Genomic DNA, 17,026 nt, shown 5'->3' with positions numbered 1-17,026 from the left:
CGCTACGGTTTGTTCGTCGAGCCCGCGTCGACGGTGAACTGCAGGCCCGTGACATAGCGCGCCTCGTCCGACGCCAGGAACAGGACGGCGTTCGACACGTCCCGCGGCTCGACGTAGGGCGCGAGCGGGTTCATCGCGGCGAGTGCGAACAGCGGTTCGCGCGCGGCGAGTTCCTCCACCGGCTCACCGACGGTGATCCCGGTGTCGCTGACCCCGGTGGGGTGCACGGTGTTGACCCGGATCCGGTGCGGGGCGAGTTCGTTGGAGAGCGCCTTCATCAGGCCTACGACGCCGTGTTTGCTGGCCACGTAGTGGGCGTAGGGAACGTGCCCGCGGATACCGGCAGCCGAGCTGGTGATGATGATCGAGCCGCCGTCCCCCGCGTCGATCATGCCGGGGGCGGCGGCTCGCACCGTGTTCCAGGCGCCCTTGAGGTTGACGTCGACGACGACGTCCCAGGCCTCTTCGGACAGTTCCCAGGCGCGGCCGGAGCTCATCACACCGGCGTTGGCGACGACCACGTCGAGCCGCCCGAACTCGGATGTCGCCGCGTCGACGGCGGACCGGATCTCGGCGAAGAACCGGACGTCGGCCTCGACGGCGACGCACCGCCGGCCCGTCGCCCTCACCAACTCGGCCGTCTCCTCGAGTTCTTCCTTGGTCGCCAAGGGGTAGGGCAGCGCGTCGCTGATGTCGTGGCAGACGTCGGTGACGACGACATCTGCTCCCTCCTCCGCCAACCGCACGGCGTGGGAGCGCCCCTGCCCGCGGGCCGCCCCGGTGATCAGCGCGATCTTGCCGTCAACTCGCCCCATGTCAGCCTCCTTTCGTGAGAGATCGCCGGTCACACGCCTCAGGGGGCTGCCAGTTCGTCCGCCGCCTCGCGCAGGGCGCGCAGCCGGGCTTCGAGCAGCGCGCGCTCCGCGTCGTCGGCCCCTGCCAGGCGCTCCTGCGTCTCGGAGATCTCCGCGCGCAGTCGACCCGCGGCCTCGTCGCGCGTCAGCAGGTCCAGATCCGTCCAGTCCGACCGCTCGGACTCCGGCCGGCGGCTCATGCGGGGAAGTTGTAGAGGCGCCGGGTGTTCAGCTCCACGATCTGGTGCACCTCGTCATCCGGTACGTCCGCGAGGACCTCGGCCGCGTACGCGCGGCTCTTGGGCCAGTACGAGTCGGAGTGCGGGTAGTCGCACTCCCAGGTGATCTTGTCGACGCCCACGTGATGCCGTACCTCCACACCGAACCGGTCGTCGATGAAGCAGCCGTGGAAGTGCTTGTTGAACAGCTCCGAGGGCCGCACGCTCTGGTTGATGTTCTGGTAGAAGCGGTGCCGCTCCCAGGTGCCGTCGCTGCGCTCCAGCAGATACGGGATCCAGCCGATGCCGCCCTCGGACAGGCCGATCTTCAGCTTGGGGTGCTTGTGCAGCACCGGGGAGAAGAGCAGGTCGGCGGTGGCGAACATGGCGTTGCAGCCGAACAGGGCGATCGTCACGGCGAACGGGGCTTCCTCGGCCGTCTTCGGCGGCCTGCCCGAGGTGCCGAAGTGCAGGCACAGAGGCATGTCGGTCTCCTCGGCCGCCGAGAACATGGGGTCCCAGTAGTCGGTATGGAAGGACGGCAGGCCGCGCGGGGCCGGGTTCTCCGGGAAAGAGATCGCCTTCGCCCCCTTGGCCGCGGTCCGGTGGATCTCCGCGACACAGGCCTGCACATCCCACATGGGCATGATGACCAGCGGGATGAGCCGCCCCGGCGCGGTGGCGCACCACTCGTCGAGGACGAAGTCGTTCCACGCCTGCACACACAGCAGCGCCAGCTCACGGTCCTTGCCGTCCAGGAAGACGTGGCCGGAGAACCCCGGGAACGACGGGAAGCACAGGGCGCCCCACACCCCGTCCAGGTCCATGTCGCGGATCCTGGCCTTGGGGTCGTAGCAGCCCGGGATCATCTCGTCGTAGCGCGTCGGTTCGAGGCCGAACTCCTCGGGTTTCTTTCCCGCGACGGCGTTCAGGCCGATGTAGGGGTAGATCCGGTCCTCGTAGACCCACACCTCGGCGGGTGTCTGCCCCTCGCCCCGTGGCTGCTCCACGATGCGTGGCCCCGCCTCCCGGAACCTCGCCGGCAGACGGTCCGACCACAACCGTGGCGGCTCGATCAGATGGTCGTCGGTCGACAGCAGTTTCATCCATGGCTGCAACGGCATTGTCGCGCCCCTTCCTTGGAGAGATGCGCCGGGTCCGGACTCTACAACAGGCCCTTAATTGCGTATACCTTTTATGCGCGACTCACGTGAACTGACCGCAGCCCGACCAACACAGGCACCTATTACGGCCACCTATCTACATGAGAGGACACCACATGCCCGAGACTCAAGGACCCCGCCCTCTGCCTCAACCGACGCTCTCCAGCTCCGAGTTCTGGCGCTCCGGCGCCGACGGCGTCCTGCGCATCTCCCGGTGCGCGGACTGCGCGCGGTACTTCCACCCACCGCTGCCCGTCTGCCCGTCGTGCCGGAGCCGCTCGGTGGGGCTCGCGCCCACCTCCGGCAAGGCGGTCGTGGTCGGGTTCAGCGTCAACGAACAGGCCTGGCTGCCGTCGTTCCCGCCGCCGTACGTGGTGGCCGTCGTCGCGCTCGCCGAGGACGACCGGGCCCGCCTGACGACGAACATCGTCGGGTGCGAGCCGGACGAGGTGCACATCGGGATGCGGGTACGGGTGCGCTTCGAGCAGCACGACGATCTGTACGTGCCGCTGTTCGAGCCGGACCGGGAGGCGGAGGCCGCCGAAGGACCGGGTCCGCTGCCCGAGCCCCGCGCCGTCCGCACCGCCCTGCGGCCCATGGCCACGGAGCGCAAGTACGAGGACGCGGTCGCCCTCACCGGGGTCGGGCAGTCCCGCGTGGGCCGGCGGCTCATGGTCGACCCGGTGTCACTGACCGTGGACGCGTGCCTGGCCGCGGTGGCGGACGCAGGGCTCGAACTGGACGAGATCGACGGCCTGTCCACGTACCCCGCCGTGTCCCCGAGCGGTCTCAGCGAAGGCGGGATCACGGCACTGTGCGAGGCCCTTCAGCTGCGGCCCACCTGGGTCAACGGAGGCAGCGAGGTGCCCGGACAGATCGGATCGATCACCGCGGGGATGCTCGCCGTCGCCTCCGGACTCTGCCGGCACGTGCTGTGTTTCCGTACGGTCTGGGAGTCCTCGCACACCGCCCTGGTGCGCTCCGGCCAGTGGCAGACGGACGGCGGCCGGGCCACCGGCATGTACGAGTGGCGGGCGCCCTTCGGGGCGATGTCGGCCGCGCAGTGGATCGGCTGCAACGCCTCGCACTACATGCACCGTTACGGCGTGGGGCGGGAGGCCCTGGGCGCCATCGCCGTCATGGCGCGAGCGGGAGCGGTACGCAACCCCGAGGCCCTGTACCGCGAACCGCTCACGCTGGACGACTACTTCGCGGCCCGCACGGTCACCACGCCGTTCGGCCTGTACGACTGCGACGTACCGTGCGACGGCGCCGTGGCCGTCATTGTCTCCGCGCGCGAGACCGCGGCGGACCGGCCCCAGCCTCCCGTCCTGGTCGAGGCGGTGGGCTCGGCGATCCTGGAGCGGCTGAGCTGGGACCAGGACACGCTGACCCACACCCCCCAGGCGTTCGGCCCCTCCGCCCATGTGTGGACCCGCACCGACCTCACCCCGGCCGATGTCGACGTCGCCCTGCTCTACGACGGCTTCACGTTCAACGCCCTGTCCTGGATGGAGGGCCTCGGCTTCTGCGGCCCCGGCGAGGCGACCGACTTCATCGCCGGGGGCAAGACGATCGCCCTGGACGGCGACCTCCCCCTCAACCCGCATGGCGGCCAGCTCTCGGCCGGCCGCCTGCACGGGTACGGATTCGTCCGCGAGGCCATGCTGCAGCTGCGCGGCGCGGCCCACGGGCGCCAGGTGCAGGACGCCCGTGTCGCCGTCGTGACCTCGGGGGGAGGGGTGCCGTCCGGGGCGATGCTGCTGCGCCGGGCGTAGCGCTCACCCACCGCTATGGGGTGGCGAGTTGGGTCTCCTCCTGCCCGGCCCGCTGCCCGGCGGTCTCCGCCTCCTCGTGCTTGATCGCGCGCAGCAGCAGGGTCGGGGTGGCCACCTTCCAGATGAAGTACGCGACCGAGGGAAGCATGTACGCGAACGCCCCGTTCCAGGCGAACGGGCCGGTCTTGTTGAGGTAGACGAACGCCCCCGGGATGAGGACGATCCCGAGCACGATGTTCAGCCAGCCGAACCAGCGGGGGAAGATCGGCTTCGCCCGGCGGTCGATGAGCGCCGCGTACCCGATCGACCACACCTGCAGCACGAAGATGCACGCGTTGCCGACGTACATGAGGTTGAACGTGTCGGTCATCGCGAGCAGCACGTCGGGCGAGTGGGCCTCGGGCCGGTAGGCGGCGGCGGACAGGATCGCCAGCGGGAAGAAGAACCCGATCGGCGCGACGACACCGGTCAGCACCTGCGTCATCGACAGCAGGCCCCAGCCTCCCTCGATCCTGCGCATCTGCAGGCTCGTCACGACGACGAAGGGGTACTCGAACGGGACCATCAGCACCATGATCGCGACGGCGGTGAGGATCCCCGTCTGGTTGTCGGTGAGGAAGTCGACGGCGTCCTTCGCGGTCATCGTCGGGTCCATGGGGCTGAGCAGGTTGCCGACGGAGTAGGCGGCCAGAAATCCCACGAACAGCACGAATCCGCACCACGCGGAGCCGCGTTGCAGTCGCATGTACCGGGCGTGTTCCATGACGGATCTCCCTTGATCGCGTGCGTGGTTGCGGGTGCTTCGGGTCATACCGGCTCGCCGGCGAGGTCGAGGACCGCCAGGTACGCGAAGGCGATGCTCGAACCGATCGGCGTTCCGGCGCCCGGGTAGACGCGTCCCGACATCGGGGCCGCGGTGTTGCCGCTCGCGTACAGGCCCGGGATGGCGGTGCCGTCCGGGCGCAGGACGCGCGCGTGCTCGTCGGTCTTCAGGCCGCCCTTGGTGCCGATGTCGGCCAGGGCGACCGTGGCGACGTAGTACGGCGGGGTGTCGAGCGGCTGAAGCATCGGGTTCGGCCAGTCGGAGGTGGGCGATGCCAGATAGTTCGGCCCGGCCGGGAAACCGATGGTGTGGTGGAACATCTGGTCCCACGGTGTCTCGCCGCGGTGGAAGTCCTCGTCGACACCGGTCTGCGCGAACGCGTTGTACCGCTCGATCGTCTGCCGCAGCGCCTCGACCGGTACGTCGACGATCTTCGCCACCTCTTCGAGGGTGTCCACCTTCCGCAGAGCGCCCGAGTCGAGCCACTCCTGGCCGATCGGCTGGTCGGGCGGTCCCGCGAAGCTGTCCCGGTCGATCTGGCGCTGGTCGAGGATCCAGTGGCAGGGGGTGTGCCGGACGCCGGTGGTGGTGTGGAGGCGGGCGATCTCGTGTCCGGCCTGGTCGTAGGGGCGCGTCTCGTTGACGAAGCGCTCGCCCGCGCCGTTGACCCAGATCCCGCCCCGGGTGCCGGTGTGGAAGAAGGGCAGGCCGTCGGGCTGGACGAGCCCGGGCACGTACCAGGCCTCGTCCAGCAGGTCGGTGTCGGCGCCGATCGCGATGCCCGCCTTCAGGGCGTCGCCGGTGTTGGCGGGGGCGCCGTTGGACCACCGGCCGCCGTGCGCCGCAGGCTGGTGCTTCTCGCGCAGTTCACGGTCGCGTTCGAAGCCGCCCGCCGCGAGGATCACGCCCCGCCCGGCACGGAAGCGGACCGTCCTCCCCTCGCTGACCGCGTCGACGCCGACGACCCGGCCTCCCTCCACGACCAGGCCGGTCAGCGCGGTGTTCAGCTTGAGCGTGCCGTTCCCCGTGTCCAGGAACGCGCCGAGCGCCCGGCCGATGAGCGCGCGGCCGCCGGTCAGGGCGGTTCCCGGGTCCGTCTTCCACCACCGCTCCGTGTAGAGGGAGTCGCGGACCAGGCCGGCGCGGTCGCCGAGCTGTGCGGCGGGCATGTCCTGCGGAAAGACCGTGCGCCCCGAGGTCGTCCCGCCGGGGCGCCACGAGAAGTAGTCCGGCACGGGCCCGTGCACGAACGGCTCGAACCACTCGCTGCGCTCCAGCTCCTCGATGAGCCGAGGCCCGGCCTGCAGGTACGCGTCCTGCAGGTGCTCGCGAGCCCCGTCGGCGACGACGTCGCGCAGATAGGTCCTGGCCTGGTCGACACCGTCCTCGACGCCCGCCCTGCGCAGCGGGGCCGAGCCCGGGAACCACAGGCCGCCACCGGAGTAGGCGACCGTGCCGCCGACCCGGCCGGTCTTCTCGATGACGAGCGTGCGCAGCCCGCGCGACGCGGCCGCGTAGGCGCCGACCAGGCCGCCGCCCGAACCCACGACGATGACGTCGTAGGTCTCACTGTCCGTCCCGTCGTTCGTCCCGTTGTCCTCGTGTGCGTCACTGAGCGTCATCACTGACCTCCTCGTTGGTGTGCGGCAGGGCGGCAGAGGACTCCCAGGGACACGTCGCCACCACCAATGAGTGGACTTCACCGACGCATGCGTGAAACGGCCTCACTGCACCGCGAGTTGACGGCGGCCGGCCCCGCGGGCGCACTCCGCACACCCGGCGCACCGAAACGACGACGTCTCACGCTCCGCCCCAGAGCGACGCCATTGACCGCCAACGAGCACTTGCACGGATGGTGGCCGCACCCGAGACCACTGTCAATGCCTATTAGGGGTACTCATTTTTCGAATCGAAGAGCATCATGAGGGCCATGAAGACGGACGAAGCCGCCGCGGCGCCGTCGGTGACCGCCGCGGCCAACCGCTTGGCGCGGGCCAGCAGTTCGGGCGTGGCCTGCCGCCCGGTGGCCGACCTGATCGGCCCGAGCGACATCGCTCTCGCGTACGCGGTCCAGCAGGTCACGACAGAGCGCCGGCTGACCGCCGGAGCCCGGCTCATCGGCCGCAAGATCGGGCTGACCTCCGCGGCGGTACAAGCGCAGATCGGAGTCGACCGACCCGATTTCGGTGCACTCTTTGACGACATGCGGTACGCGGACGGCGAGCTCGTCCCCTACCAGCGTCTGTTGCAGCCCAAGGCGGAGGGCGAGGTCGCCTTCCTCCTCGGGCGCGACATCCTCGACGCGTCCAACCCCACCGAGGTGCGCGCGGCGGTCCACCTGGCCTATCCCGCTGTGGAGATCGTAGACAGCCGGATCGAGAACTGGCGGATCGGCATCACGGACACCGTCGCCGACAACGCCTCCTCCGGGGTCTTCGTCATCGGTGACCACGGCCGTCCCCTGGACGAGTTCGAGCCGGCGCGGGTCCGGATGGTGATGCGGCGGGACGGCGAGGTGGTCTCCAAGGGCAGCGGCCAGGACTGCCTCGGCGATCCGCTGCATGCCCTGACCTGGCTTGCGCGGACCGCCATCGAGTTCGGATCCCCCTTGCGCTCAGGTGACTTGGTGCTCTCGGGCGCCCTCGGACCGATGGTGACGGCCGGGCCGGGCGATGTCTTCGAGGTGTCCATCGAGCCGCTGGGCACGGTCACCGCGCACTTCTCGGACAACCCAGGACCCGCAGGGCGGGCAGGAAAGGACGACGGATGACAGATCGCGTGGGAGTGGCGATCGTCGGCTCCGGCAATATCGGGACCGACCTGCTCATCAAGATCAAACGAACCTCACCGAACCTCGAGGTGCTCGCAATGGTGGGGATCGACCCCGCCTCCGACGGCCTCGCCCGCGCCTCCCGGATGAAGGTCGCGACGACGTCGGACGGGGTGGCGGGGCTGATCGAGATGGATCAGTTCAAGGACGTACAGATCGTGCTCGACGCCACCAGCGCGGCCGCTCACGAGGCCAACGCGCGGCTGCTCACGCCCCATGGCAGGCGGCTCGTGGACCTGACCCCCGCGGCGCTCGGGCCGTATGTGATCCCCCCGGTGAACCTGGAGGAGCACCTCGACGCCCCGAACATCAACATGGTCACCTGCGGCGGTCAGGCCACCATCCCGATCGTCGCGGCGATCTCGCAGGTGACCGACGTGCCATACGCGGAGATCGTCGCCTCGGTGGCGTCACGCTCGGCGGGTCCGGGCACCCGGGCCAACATCGACGAGTTCACCGAGACCACGGCCCGCGCGATCGAGAGCGTGGGCGGCGCCCGGCGCGGCAAGGCGATCATCATCCTCAATCCGGCCGAGCCGCCGCTGATCATGCGGGACACGGTGCTCTGCCTGATCGGCGGGGCCGACCACGACAAGGTGCGGGCCTCGATCGAGCGGATGGTCGCCGAGGTGGCGGCCTACGTGCCCGGCTACCGGCTCGTACAGGACGTGCAGTTCACGCCTGTCGAGGCGGGCGAGGTCACGACGCTGCTGCCGGACCGGCCCGGGCCCGTGGACACCAAGGTGTCCGTGTTCCTGGAGGTCGAGGGCGCGGCGCACTATCTGCCCGCGTACGCCGGGAACCTCGACATCATGACGTCCGCCGCCCAGCGGGTCGCGGAGAAGATCGCCGAGCGCGTGACGCGGAGGGCGGCATGACGACCGTGAAGAAGCGGATCTACGTCCAGGACGTCACGCTCCGGGACGGCATGCACGCCATCCGGCACCGGATCACCCCCGAGCAGGTCGGCCGGATCGTCGCCGCGCTCGACGCGGCCGGCGTCGCGGCCATCGAGGTCAGTCACGGCGACGGCCTGGCCGGGGCGAGCCTGAACTACGGGCCCGGCAGCAACACCGACTGGGAGTGGATCGAGGCCGCGGTCGCGAACTGCAAGCGCGCGACCATCACCACGCTCCTGCTCCCCGGCGTCGGCACGGTCACCGAGCTGCGCAAGGCCTACGAGCTCGGGGTGCGCTCGGTCCGGGTCGCCACGCACTGCACCGAGGCGGACGTCGCGGCGCAGCACATCGCCGAGGCGCGTGAGCTCGGGATGGACGTGGCGGGCTTCCTGATGATGAGCCACATGGTCGACCCGGCCGAACTCGCCGCCCAGGCACGCCTCATGGAGTCCTACGGTGCGCACTGCGTGTACATCACCGACTCCGCCGGACGGCTGACGGTCGAGGACGTCAGGGCACGGGTCCGTGCCTACCGCGACGTCCTCGCCCCCGAGACCCAGATCGGCATCCACGCCCACGAGAACCTCTCCCTCTCGGTCGCCAACTCCCTCGCCGCGGTGGAGGAGGGCGCCGTCCGCGTCGACGCCTCGCTCGCCGGGCAGGGCGCGGCGGCGGGCAACGTGCCGATCGAGCCCTTTGTCGCGGTCGCCAACCTCCGCGAGTGGGAGACCGGTTGCGACCTGTTCGCCTTGCAGGACGCGGCGGACGACCTCGCCCGTCCCCTGCAGGACCGCCCGGTGCGCGTCGACCGCGAGACACTCACGATCGGCTACGCGGGCGTGTACGGCAGCTTCCTGCGCCACGCGGAGCAGGCGGCCCTGCTCTACGGCGTCGACACCCGGGACATCCTCGTCGAGGCCGGACGGCGCCGGCTCGTGGGCGGGCAGGAGGACATGCTCACCGACATCGCCCTCACTCTGCGCGGCGGCGGGTCCTGAGGCCGCGCAGCTCAATGCCTGTGAACAAACCCGAGCCGAGAGGGCCGCGCATGACAAGCACCACAAGCTCAACCAGCACGACAGACACGACAGATGCCACCACCTATGAAGCGACGCGGTCGACCAGGGACGTCGACGGACTCACCTTCGCCTACCACGAGGCGGGCGAGGGCGAGCCGCTGCTCATGCTCCACGGATCGGGTCCCGGGGTCACCGCCTGGTCCAACTTCCGCCACAACCTTCCGGTGTTCGCCGGGCACTTCCGCACGGTCATGCCCGACCTGCCGGGCTTCGGCGGCAGCGACCTGCCCAAGCTGGACGAGGTCTATCCGGTGGTCGCGGCACGCCTGGTGGCCCGCTTCATGGACGAACTCGGCATCGAGTCCGCGGTGTTCGTCGGGAACTCGATGGGCGGGGCCGTCGCCGCGGAGCTGGCCGTCCAGTACCCCGAGCGGGTGCGCAGGATGGCTCTGATGGGCTCGGGCGGCCTGTCGGTCGGCACGTTCGCGCCCGAGCCCAGCGAGGGCTTCCTGCGCCTGTTCGAGTTCCTCGACGACCCCACCCGTGAGCGTATGCGGGGATGGGTGCGCACGATGGTCCACGACCAGGGCCGGATCACCGACGAGCTCCTCGACGAACGCATGCGCAACGCCACCGCGGACGGGGTGATCGACCGGACCAGGGCGATCCTCGGTTCGATGTTCGCACCTCAACTTCAGGCGAAGTACACGCCGTTGTGGACGCGGGCGGCGACGGTCACCACACCGACGCTGCTGCTGTGGGGCCGCGACGATCGCATGCTCCCCTACGACCAGGCCCACTTCGCGACCCGCTGGCTCCCCGAGGTCGAGCTGCACACGTTCGCGCGGTGCGGGCACTGGGTGCAGATCGAGCGGAAGGACGAGTTCGAACGCGTCGCCCTCGAGTTCCTCACCCGTAAGACGGAAGAAGCAGGAGGTGCGCGTCATGGCGCATGAAGTGATCGAACGGATCGAGGAGTTGGGCCCGCAGCTGGCGGGACTCGCCGAGGAGAATGAACGCCTCGGCAAGCTGAGCGAACAGACCGTGGGCCTGATGCGCTCGGCGGGCGTCATGCGTCTGCTGCAGCCGGCGAAGTTCGGCGGGTACTCGGTCCATCCGCGGGACTTCGCGGAGGCGGTGATGGCCCTGGCGCGGCACGACGGCGCCGCGGGCTGGGTGGCCGGTGTCGTCGGGGTCCATCCGTGGGAGGTCGGGCAGATGGACCCGCGGCTCGCGCAGGAGATCTGGGGCGAGAACCAGGACACCTGGATCGCCTCCCCGTACATGCCGAACGGGATCGCCGAACCGGTCGAGGGCGGCTACATACTCAACGGGCGTTGGCCGTTCTCGTCCGGGACCGACCACTGCGACTGGGTCTTCCTCGGAGCGCTGGCCGGCGACGGCAAGGGCAAGCCGGCCGCGCCGGTGAAGGTCCTGCACGTGGTCCTGCCCCGCTCGGACTACGAGATCATCGACGGCTCCTGGGACGTCATCGGCCTGTCGGGCACGGGCAGCAAGGACGTCGTCGTCACCAATGCCTTCATCCCTGATTACCGGACGGTCGACCAGGAGGACATCAAGACCGGGACGGCGGCCGAGCGCAACGGCGCCACCGAGACCGTGCACAAGCTGCCGTTCACGACGATGTTCCCGCTCGGCATCACGGCGGCCGTGATCGGTATCTGCGAAGGCGCGCTCGCCGCTCACCTCGACCTCCAGCGCGACCGTGTCGCGGTGACCGGGGTCCAGGTGCGTGACGATCCGTACGCGCTCTACGCCACCGGCGAGGCCGCCGCGGAGATCGCGGCCTCCCGGGTCCAACTCATCGACGGTGTCAGCCGGTTGTACGACCGTCTCGACGCGGGCGAGACGGTGAGCGTCGAGGACCGCACGACGATCCGGCGCAACCAGGTCCGCTGCGCGTGGCGGGCGGTCGCGGCGCTGGACGAGATCTTCGCGCGCTCCGGCGGGAACGTCATCCGGCGCGACAACCCCATCCAGCGGCTGTGGCGCGACGCGCACGTGGGCCTGCAGCACATGATCCATGTACCGGGTGCCACCTATCACGCCAACTCCCTTGCACAGATGGGACTTGAGGTGCCGGCGCCGATGCAGGCGCTGATCTGAGATGGGGACGGACGTGAGCACGGGCAACGACGGCCGGCGCTTCCGAGACGTGCTGGGCCACTTCCCCACGAGCGTCGTCGCCATCACCGCGACGGGGCCCGAGGGCCGTCCGGAGGGGATGGTCGTGGGCTCCTTCACGTCCGTCTCCCTCGACCCGCCCCTGGTGTCGTTCCTCGCGGACCGCTCGTCCGGAACGCTGCCGAAGATCAAGGCCGCCGGGCGCTACTGCGCGAACGCGCTCGCGGCCGACCAGGAGAACCTCAGCCGAAAGCTGGCGGCCAGGGGGACCGACCGGTTCACCGGCGTGGCCTGGGAGACGTCCCCGTCGGGAAATCCCGTTCTCGACGGGGTCGTCGCCTGGGTGGACTGCGCCATTGAGGACGTCGTCACGATCGGCGACCACGACCTGGTCGTCGGGCGGGTCAAGGACCTGCACGTCGCGTCGGCGAAGACCCCGCTGTTGTTCTTCAAGGGCGGCTACGGCGACTACTTCTCGACCACGTCGCTGCTCCTCGACCAACTCGTCGGCTGGTAGCGACCGCAGCTCGATCTGAACCTGTGAAACGCGTGAACGTGTGAAAGGGGTCCCTGATGGGCCAGGTACAGGACAAAGTCGTCTTCATCACCGGCGCGGCTCGTGGGCAGGGCCGCGCCCACGCGGTGCGCCTGGCCGAGGAGGGCGCGGACATCATCGCGGTCGACATCTGCGAGGACATCGACAGCGTCGACTACCCCCTGGGCAGCCGCGCCGACCTGGACGAGACCGTACGGCTGGTGGAGAAGCTGGGCCGCAAGATCGTGGCGGTGACCGCCGACGTGCGGGACGCTGCGGCGCTGAAGGCGGCGGTCGACGGGGGCGTGCAGCGGCTGGGCCGGCTCGACGCCGTGGTGGCCCAGGCCGGTATCGCCCCGCTCCGCCGCGCCGAGGCAGGCGCCTTCATCGACGCGATCACCGTCAATTTCCACGGCGTGGTGCACGCGGTGCAGGCGGCGCTGCCGCATCTGCCCGACGGCGGTGCGGTCGTGGTGACCGGCTCGACCGCGGCGCTGATGCCGTCCGCCGACATGGCCGACAGGCCTGACTTCGGCAAGCTCGGCTACTCGTTCTCCAAGCGCACGGCGGCCGCGTTCGTCAACGACCTCGCCGTGGCGCTCGCCCCGCGCAGGATCCGGGCGAACGCGGTGCACCCGACGAACACCAACACCGACATGCTGAACAGCACACCCATGTACCGGGAGTTCCGCCCGGACCTGGAGAACCCGACCCGCGAGGACGCCCTGCCCGCCTTCCACGTGATGACAGCGATGGGCCTGCCCTACGTCGAACCGCAGGACATCGCCGAGGCGGTGCTGTTCCTCGTCTCCGACGCGTCCCGGTACATCACCGGGCAGCAGCTGCGGGTGGACGCGGGGGCGATCGTGCAACGGCGGCCGCAGCAGCCGCAGTTCTGATCGCGGCTGATCGCGCCGCATACCGAAAGGCCGGTGGGTGAGACGGAGTCCCTGTCTCACCCACCGGCCTTTCGGCGTGTCCGCGTCAGCTCAGCAGCTCGATGACGGTCGCGTTCGCGGTCCCGCCGCCCTCGCACATCGTCTGCAGCCCGTAACGCAGGTTCCGGCTGCGCATCCGGGCGAGCAGCCGCGTCATCAAGATGGCGCCGGAGGCGCCGAGCGGGTGTCCGACCGCGATCGCCCCGCCCAGCGGGTTGAGGCGCTCCGGGTCGGCTCCGGTGTCGGCCAGCCAGGCCAGCGGGACCGGCGCGAAGGCCTCGTTGACCTCGAAGGCACCGATGTCGTCGATGCTCAGCCCGGCCCGCTTCAGCACCTTCGCCGTCGCGGGGATCGGGCCGGTCAGCATCGTGACCGGGTCCGCTCCGCTCACCGCGCCCGAGTGGTAGCGGGCGATCGGGGTGAGTCCCAGTGCGCGGGCCCGCTCCCGCGTCGTGATGAGCAGGGCCGCCGCGCCGTCGGAGATCTGGGAGGCGTTGCCCGCGTGGATCACGCCGTCGGGCTTGAACGGCGGCTTGAGAGCGGACAGGGTCTCGGGCGACGTGCCGCGCCGCAGTCCCTCGTCGACGGTGAACTTGTCGCCGTCGACGTCGACGGGCACGACGTGGTCGTCGAAGACGCCGTCGTCGATGGCCGCCGCGGCCTTCGCGTGGGAGGCGGCCGCGTACTCGTCGAGCCGCTGCCTGCTCAGCCCCCAGCGCTCGGCGATGAGTTCGGCCCCGACGCCCTGGTTGAGCTCGGCTCCCTCGTAGCGGGCCAGCACCTTGGGCCCGTACGGCTGGCCGGTCGTGCGGTGCGAGCCGAGCGGCACCCGGGTCATGGTCTCCACACCGCCCGCGACGACCAGGTCGTACTGTCCGGCCATCACGGCGTGGGCCGCCGAGTCGACGGCCTGCTGGCTGGAGCCGCAGGCCCGGTTGATCGTCACGCCGGGTACGTGCTCGGGCCAGCCGGCCGCGAGGACGGCGAAGCGGCCGATGTTGCTCGACTGGTCGCCGATCTGGGTCACACACCCCCACATCACGTCGTCGACGGTGGCGGGGTCCACCCCGGTGCGCTGGACCAGCGCGTTGAGTACCAGGGCGGACAGGTCTGCGGCGTGGATGCCCGCCAGTGAGCCGTTGCGCTTGCCGATCGGGGTGCGTACGGCGTCGACGATGACGGCGTCCCTCATGAACGGTTCCTCTCGCTCGGGGCCTCGGGTCCGCCGCGCTGCACGGCGGCCCGGTGGTCGTGATGCGGCGGTGCGGGCGGGCCCGTCGGGCCGGTTCCGACGGCACCGCGCTCGAAGAGCTCTTCGATGCCGTCGACGCCCCAGTCGCTCAGTACGGCACGGGTGTCGGCACCCACGGCCGAAGCCGGTCCGCCGGCGACCGGCGGGGTCGTCGAGAAGCGCGGCGCCGGGGCCGGCTGCACGACACCGCCCTGGGCGAGAACGGTTCCGCGCGCCGCCAGGTGTGCGTGCGAGGCGGCCTCGGTGAGGCCGAGGACGGGCGCCACGCAGGCGTCGGTCCCCTCGAACAGCGCCGCCCACTCGTCGCGCGTGCGCTGCGCGAACCGCTCCGCCAGGAGCTCACGCAGCGTGGGCCAAGTGGTGCGGTCCTGCTGCCGGTCCGGGTCGACGTCGAGTTCGAGCAGGCCCAGCAGGCGCCGGTAGAACTTGGGCTCCAGCGCGCCAACGGCGACGTACCGGCCGTCCTTCGTCGCGTAGACGGAGTAGAACGGCGCCCCGCCGTCCAGGTGGTTGACGCCGCGCTCGTCGCTCCAGGCGCCGCGGGCGAGCTTGGCGAAGGTGCTCGCGAGCAGGTGCACGGTGCCGTCGACGATGGCCGCGTCGACCACCTGCCCCACGCCGGTGCGTTCGGCCACGCGCAACGCCGCCAGGATGCCGATCACCAGATAGCAGCCGCCGCCACCGAAGTCGCCCAGGAGGTTGAGCGGGATCTGCGGCGGCCCGCCGGCGGCACCGATCGCACCGAGGGCCCCGGTGAGGGCGATGTAGGTGATGTCGTGTCCCGCCGCGGCCGACAGCGGTCCGTCCTGGCCCCAGCCGGTCATCCGCCCGTACACCAGCCGGGGGTTGCGGGCCCGGCACACGTCGGGGCCGACGCCGAGGCGTTCGGTGACGCCGGGTCGGTAGCCCTCGATCAACACGTCGGCGCGTTCCACGAGTTCGAGGAGAGCCTCTCTGCCGTCGGGATGCTTGAGGTCGATCGCCACCGACCGCTTGCCCCGGTTGAGGACGTCCGCGGCCCCGCCCCGGCCCTCCTCGCCCACCGACTCGGGCCGGTCGACGCGCACCACCTCGGCGCCCAGGTCGGCGAGGAACATCCCGGCGAACGGCCCGGGGCCGATGCCGCCCAGCTCGACCACCCGGCAGCCCGCCAGCGGACCCGTACCTCCGGAAGTCATCAATCAGTCTCCTCATTTGACGACCAGAGGCGAAGCGCCCCCGTCGATACCCGGACTCATCAAGGACTCTAACCCGCATCGCCGGGTTCAAGGAATGCAATAAATGCTACTCTTCTTAACGGCGTCATCAAGGTCACCAAGGTGACCGGGATCCAAGATCCGAGTGAACATCGACGGAGGGCACCTTCCCGGAAACCGGCCCGGGCCGCATCCACCCGTCCATCGATCCACGGAGGAACTCCCCTTGCACCGCACGCTGTTCACCCAGGACCACGAGGACTTCCGCCTCCTGGTACGCGACTTCCTCGCACGCGAGGTCGTGCCCCGCTACGAGGAATGGCGGCACGCCGGACTCGTCCCGCGCGAGCTGTTCACCTCGCTCGGCAAGCTCGGCATCATCGGCACGTCGCTGCCCGAGGAGTACGGCGGCGGTGGCCAGGACGACTACCGCTACAACGTGGTCATCCAGGAGGAGTGCGCCCGCGCGAGCGTGACCCTGGGCGGTCTGCGCACGCACCTGGACGTGGTGCTGCCGTACTTCACCGCTTTCGCAGGCGCCGAGCAGCGGGCCCGCTGGTTCCCGGGGCTGGCGTCCGGCGAGCTGTACACGGCGATCGCGATGAGCGAGCCGGGCACGGGCTCCGACCTCGCCGGCGTCGCCACGACGGCGGTCCGTGACGGCGACCACTACGTCCTGAACGGCTCCAAGACCTTCATCACCGGCGGCCACCACGCCGACCTGGTGATCGTCGTGGCCCGCACCTCCACCGATCCTGACAACCGGCGCGGCGGCCTGTCGCTGCTCGTGGTGGAGAAGGGCATGCCCGGCTTCACCGTGGGCCGCAAGCTGGAGAAGATCGGGCTGACCACCCAGGACACCGTCGAGCTGTCCTTCGCCGACGTCCGGGTTCCCGCCGCGAACCTGCTCGGCGAGGAGGGCACCGCGTTCTCCCTCCTCGGCCGCAACCTCGCACAGGAGCGACTCGCCATCGCGGTCGGCGCGGTGGCCCAGACCCGCGCGGCCATCGACATGACCATCACCTACGTACGCGACCGGAAGGTGTTCGGCGAACCGGTCGCCCACTTCCAGAACACGAAGTTCGAACTCGCCGCGATGTCAGCGGAGTTGGAGGCCGCCCAGGCCCTGCTCGACGCGTCGATCACGGCGCTCGTCGAACATGAACTGAGCGGCGTCGACGCGGCACGGACAAAGTTGTTCTGCACCGAGACACAGGGGCGCGTCGTCGACCGCTGCCTGCAACTGCACGGCGGGTACGGCTACATCCTCGAGTACCCGATAGCCCGGCTGTACGCCGACGCCCGGGTGAGCCGCATCTACGGCGGTACCAGCGAGGTCATGAAGACCATCATCAGCAAGTCCCTCGGACTGTAAG

The 17,026-nt window shown here is 70.2% G+C and carries 16 protein-coding genes; 9 read left to right on the top strand and 7 right to left on the bottom strand.

The genetic code is table 11. The features are described 5' to 3' along the window. Positions 1–2 precede the first annotated feature (2 nt). Genes ABT114_RS33390 through ABT114_RS33380 form a run of 3 tightly spaced genes read right to left on the bottom strand, consistent with a single transcriptional unit; the run spans position 3 to position 2,196 of the window. Positions 3–815 (bottom strand): mycofactocin-coupled SDR family oxidoreductase, encoded by an 813-nt coding sequence (locus ABT114_RS33390; protein WP_351146648.1) that lies wholly within the window; start codon positions 813–815, stop codon positions 3–5. Between the two features lie 38 nt (positions 816–853). Beyond that, a complete protein-coding gene (locus tag ABT114_RS33385; RefSeq protein ID WP_351146647.1) occupies positions 854–1,054 on the bottom strand; it encodes a hypothetical protein in 201 nt (66 codons plus the stop codon). Continuing rightward, positions 1,051–2,196 carry an amidohydrolase family protein gene (locus tag ABT114_RS33380; protein ID WP_351146646.1) on the bottom strand — a complete coding sequence of 382 codons (1,146 nt, stop codon included), beginning with the start codon at positions 2,194–2,196 and terminating at the stop codon, positions 1,051–1,053. The genes ABT114_RS33385 and ABT114_RS33380 overlap by 4 nt, the downstream gene beginning before the upstream one ends. A 155-nt stretch (positions 2,197–2,351) precedes the next feature. Here ABT114_RS33380 and ABT114_RS33375 point away from each other — a divergent pair, with 155 nt between their 5' ends. Then, positions 2,352–4,013 (top strand): thiolase C-terminal domain-containing protein, encoded by a 1,662-nt coding sequence (locus tag ABT114_RS33375; RefSeq protein ID WP_351146645.1) that lies wholly within the window; start codon positions 2,352–2,354, stop codon positions 4,011–4,013. A 13-nt stretch (positions 4,014–4,026) separates the two neighbouring features. On the opposite strand, the gene ABT114_RS33370 is transcribed toward ABT114_RS33375, so the two are convergent. Together ABT114_RS33370 and ABT114_RS33365 are read right to left on the bottom strand one after the other, a co-directional pair. Then, on the bottom strand, positions 4,027–4,776 hold the full coding sequence (locus ABT114_RS33370) for a hypothetical protein (protein ID WP_351146644.1): 750 nt from the start codon (positions 4,774–4,776) through the stop codon (positions 4,027–4,029). Between the two features lie 44 nt (positions 4,777–4,820). Next, a complete protein-coding gene (locus ABT114_RS33365; protein WP_351146643.1) occupies positions 4,821–6,458 on the bottom strand; it encodes an FAD-binding protein in 1,638 nt (545 codons plus the stop codon). A 299-nt stretch (positions 6,459–6,757) separates the two neighbouring features. On the opposite strand from ABT114_RS33365, the gene ABT114_RS33360 reads away from it, so the two are divergent. The 7 genes from ABT114_RS33360 to ABT114_RS33330 are packed head-to-tail and all read left to right on the top strand — an operon-like array spanning position 6,758 to position 13,163. Beyond that, positions 6,758–7,606 (top strand): 2-keto-4-pentenoate hydratase, encoded by an 849-nt coding sequence (locus ABT114_RS33360; protein ID WP_502988431.1) that lies wholly within the window; start codon positions 6,758–6,760, stop codon positions 7,604–7,606. After that, the gene (locus tag ABT114_RS33355) at positions 7,603–8,544 is read left to right on the top strand and encodes an acetaldehyde dehydrogenase (acetylating) (protein WP_351146641.1); all 942 of its coding nucleotides are present in this window, start codon (positions 7,603–7,605) and stop codon (positions 8,542–8,544) included. Before ABT114_RS33360 ends, ABT114_RS33355 begins: the two co-directional genes overlap by 4 nt. Then, on the top strand, positions 8,541–9,563 hold the full coding sequence (dmpG, locus tag ABT114_RS33350; RefSeq protein WP_502988430.1) for a 4-hydroxy-2-oxovalerate aldolase: 1,023 nt from the start codon (positions 8,541–8,543) through the stop codon (positions 9,561–9,563). Before ABT114_RS33355 ends, dmpG begins: the two co-directional genes overlap by 4 nt. Positions 9,564–9,613: 50 nt before the next feature. Beyond that, on the top strand, positions 9,614–10,540 hold the full coding sequence (locus tag ABT114_RS33345) for an alpha/beta fold hydrolase (protein ID WP_351146640.1): 927 nt from the start codon (positions 9,614–9,616) through the stop codon (positions 10,538–10,540). After that, complete coding sequence (locus tag ABT114_RS33340; protein WP_351146639.1) at positions 10,530–11,711, top strand: acyl-CoA dehydrogenase family protein; 1,182 nt, start codon at positions 10,530–10,532, stop codon at positions 11,709–11,711. The genes ABT114_RS33345 and ABT114_RS33340 overlap by 11 nt, the downstream gene beginning before the upstream one ends. Before the next feature lie 13 nt (positions 11,712–11,724). Beyond that, complete coding sequence (locus ABT114_RS33335) at positions 11,725–12,246, top strand: flavin reductase family protein (RefSeq protein WP_351146638.1); 522 nt, start codon at positions 11,725–11,727, stop codon at positions 12,244–12,246. A 56-nt stretch (positions 12,247–12,302) separates the two neighbouring features. Beyond that, the gene (locus ABT114_RS33330) at positions 12,303–13,163 is read left to right on the top strand and encodes a mycofactocin-coupled SDR family oxidoreductase (RefSeq protein WP_351146637.1); all 861 of its coding nucleotides are present in this window, start codon (positions 12,303–12,305) and stop codon (positions 13,161–13,163) included. A gap of 85 nt (positions 13,164–13,248) precedes the next feature. On the opposite strand, the gene ABT114_RS33325 is transcribed toward ABT114_RS33330, so the two are convergent. Together ABT114_RS33325 and ABT114_RS33320 are read right to left on the bottom strand one after the other, a co-directional pair. After that, entirely contained in the window at positions 13,249–14,394 is a 1,146-nt protein-coding gene (locus tag ABT114_RS33325) for a thiolase family protein (RefSeq protein ID WP_351146636.1), read from the bottom strand. Further along, positions 14,391–15,632, bottom strand: a complete 1,242-nt coding sequence (locus ABT114_RS33320) for a CaiB/BaiF CoA transferase family protein (RefSeq protein WP_351146635.1) — start codon at positions 15,630–15,632, stop codon at positions 14,391–14,393. Before ABT114_RS33320 ends, ABT114_RS33325 begins: the two co-directional genes overlap by 4 nt. Positions 15,633–15,876: 244 nt before the next feature. Between ABT114_RS33320 and ABT114_RS33315 the strand changes: the two genes are divergently transcribed. Then, positions 15,877–17,025: an acyl-CoA dehydrogenase family protein gene (locus ABT114_RS33315; RefSeq protein ID WP_351146634.1), complete on the top strand. Its 1,149-nt coding sequence runs from the start codon at positions 15,877–15,879 to the stop codon at positions 17,023–17,025. Position 17,026: the final 1 nt, after the last annotated feature.

Origin of the sequence: Streptomyces sp. NPDC002088, assembly GCF_040296605.1 — a bacterium.
Taxonomy (GTDB): domain Bacteria; phylum Actinomycetota; class Actinomycetes; order Streptomycetales; family Streptomycetaceae; genus Streptomyces.
Note: the sequence above shows the minus strand (reverse complement) of the source record. Positions and strands in the feature narration are given on the sequence as shown.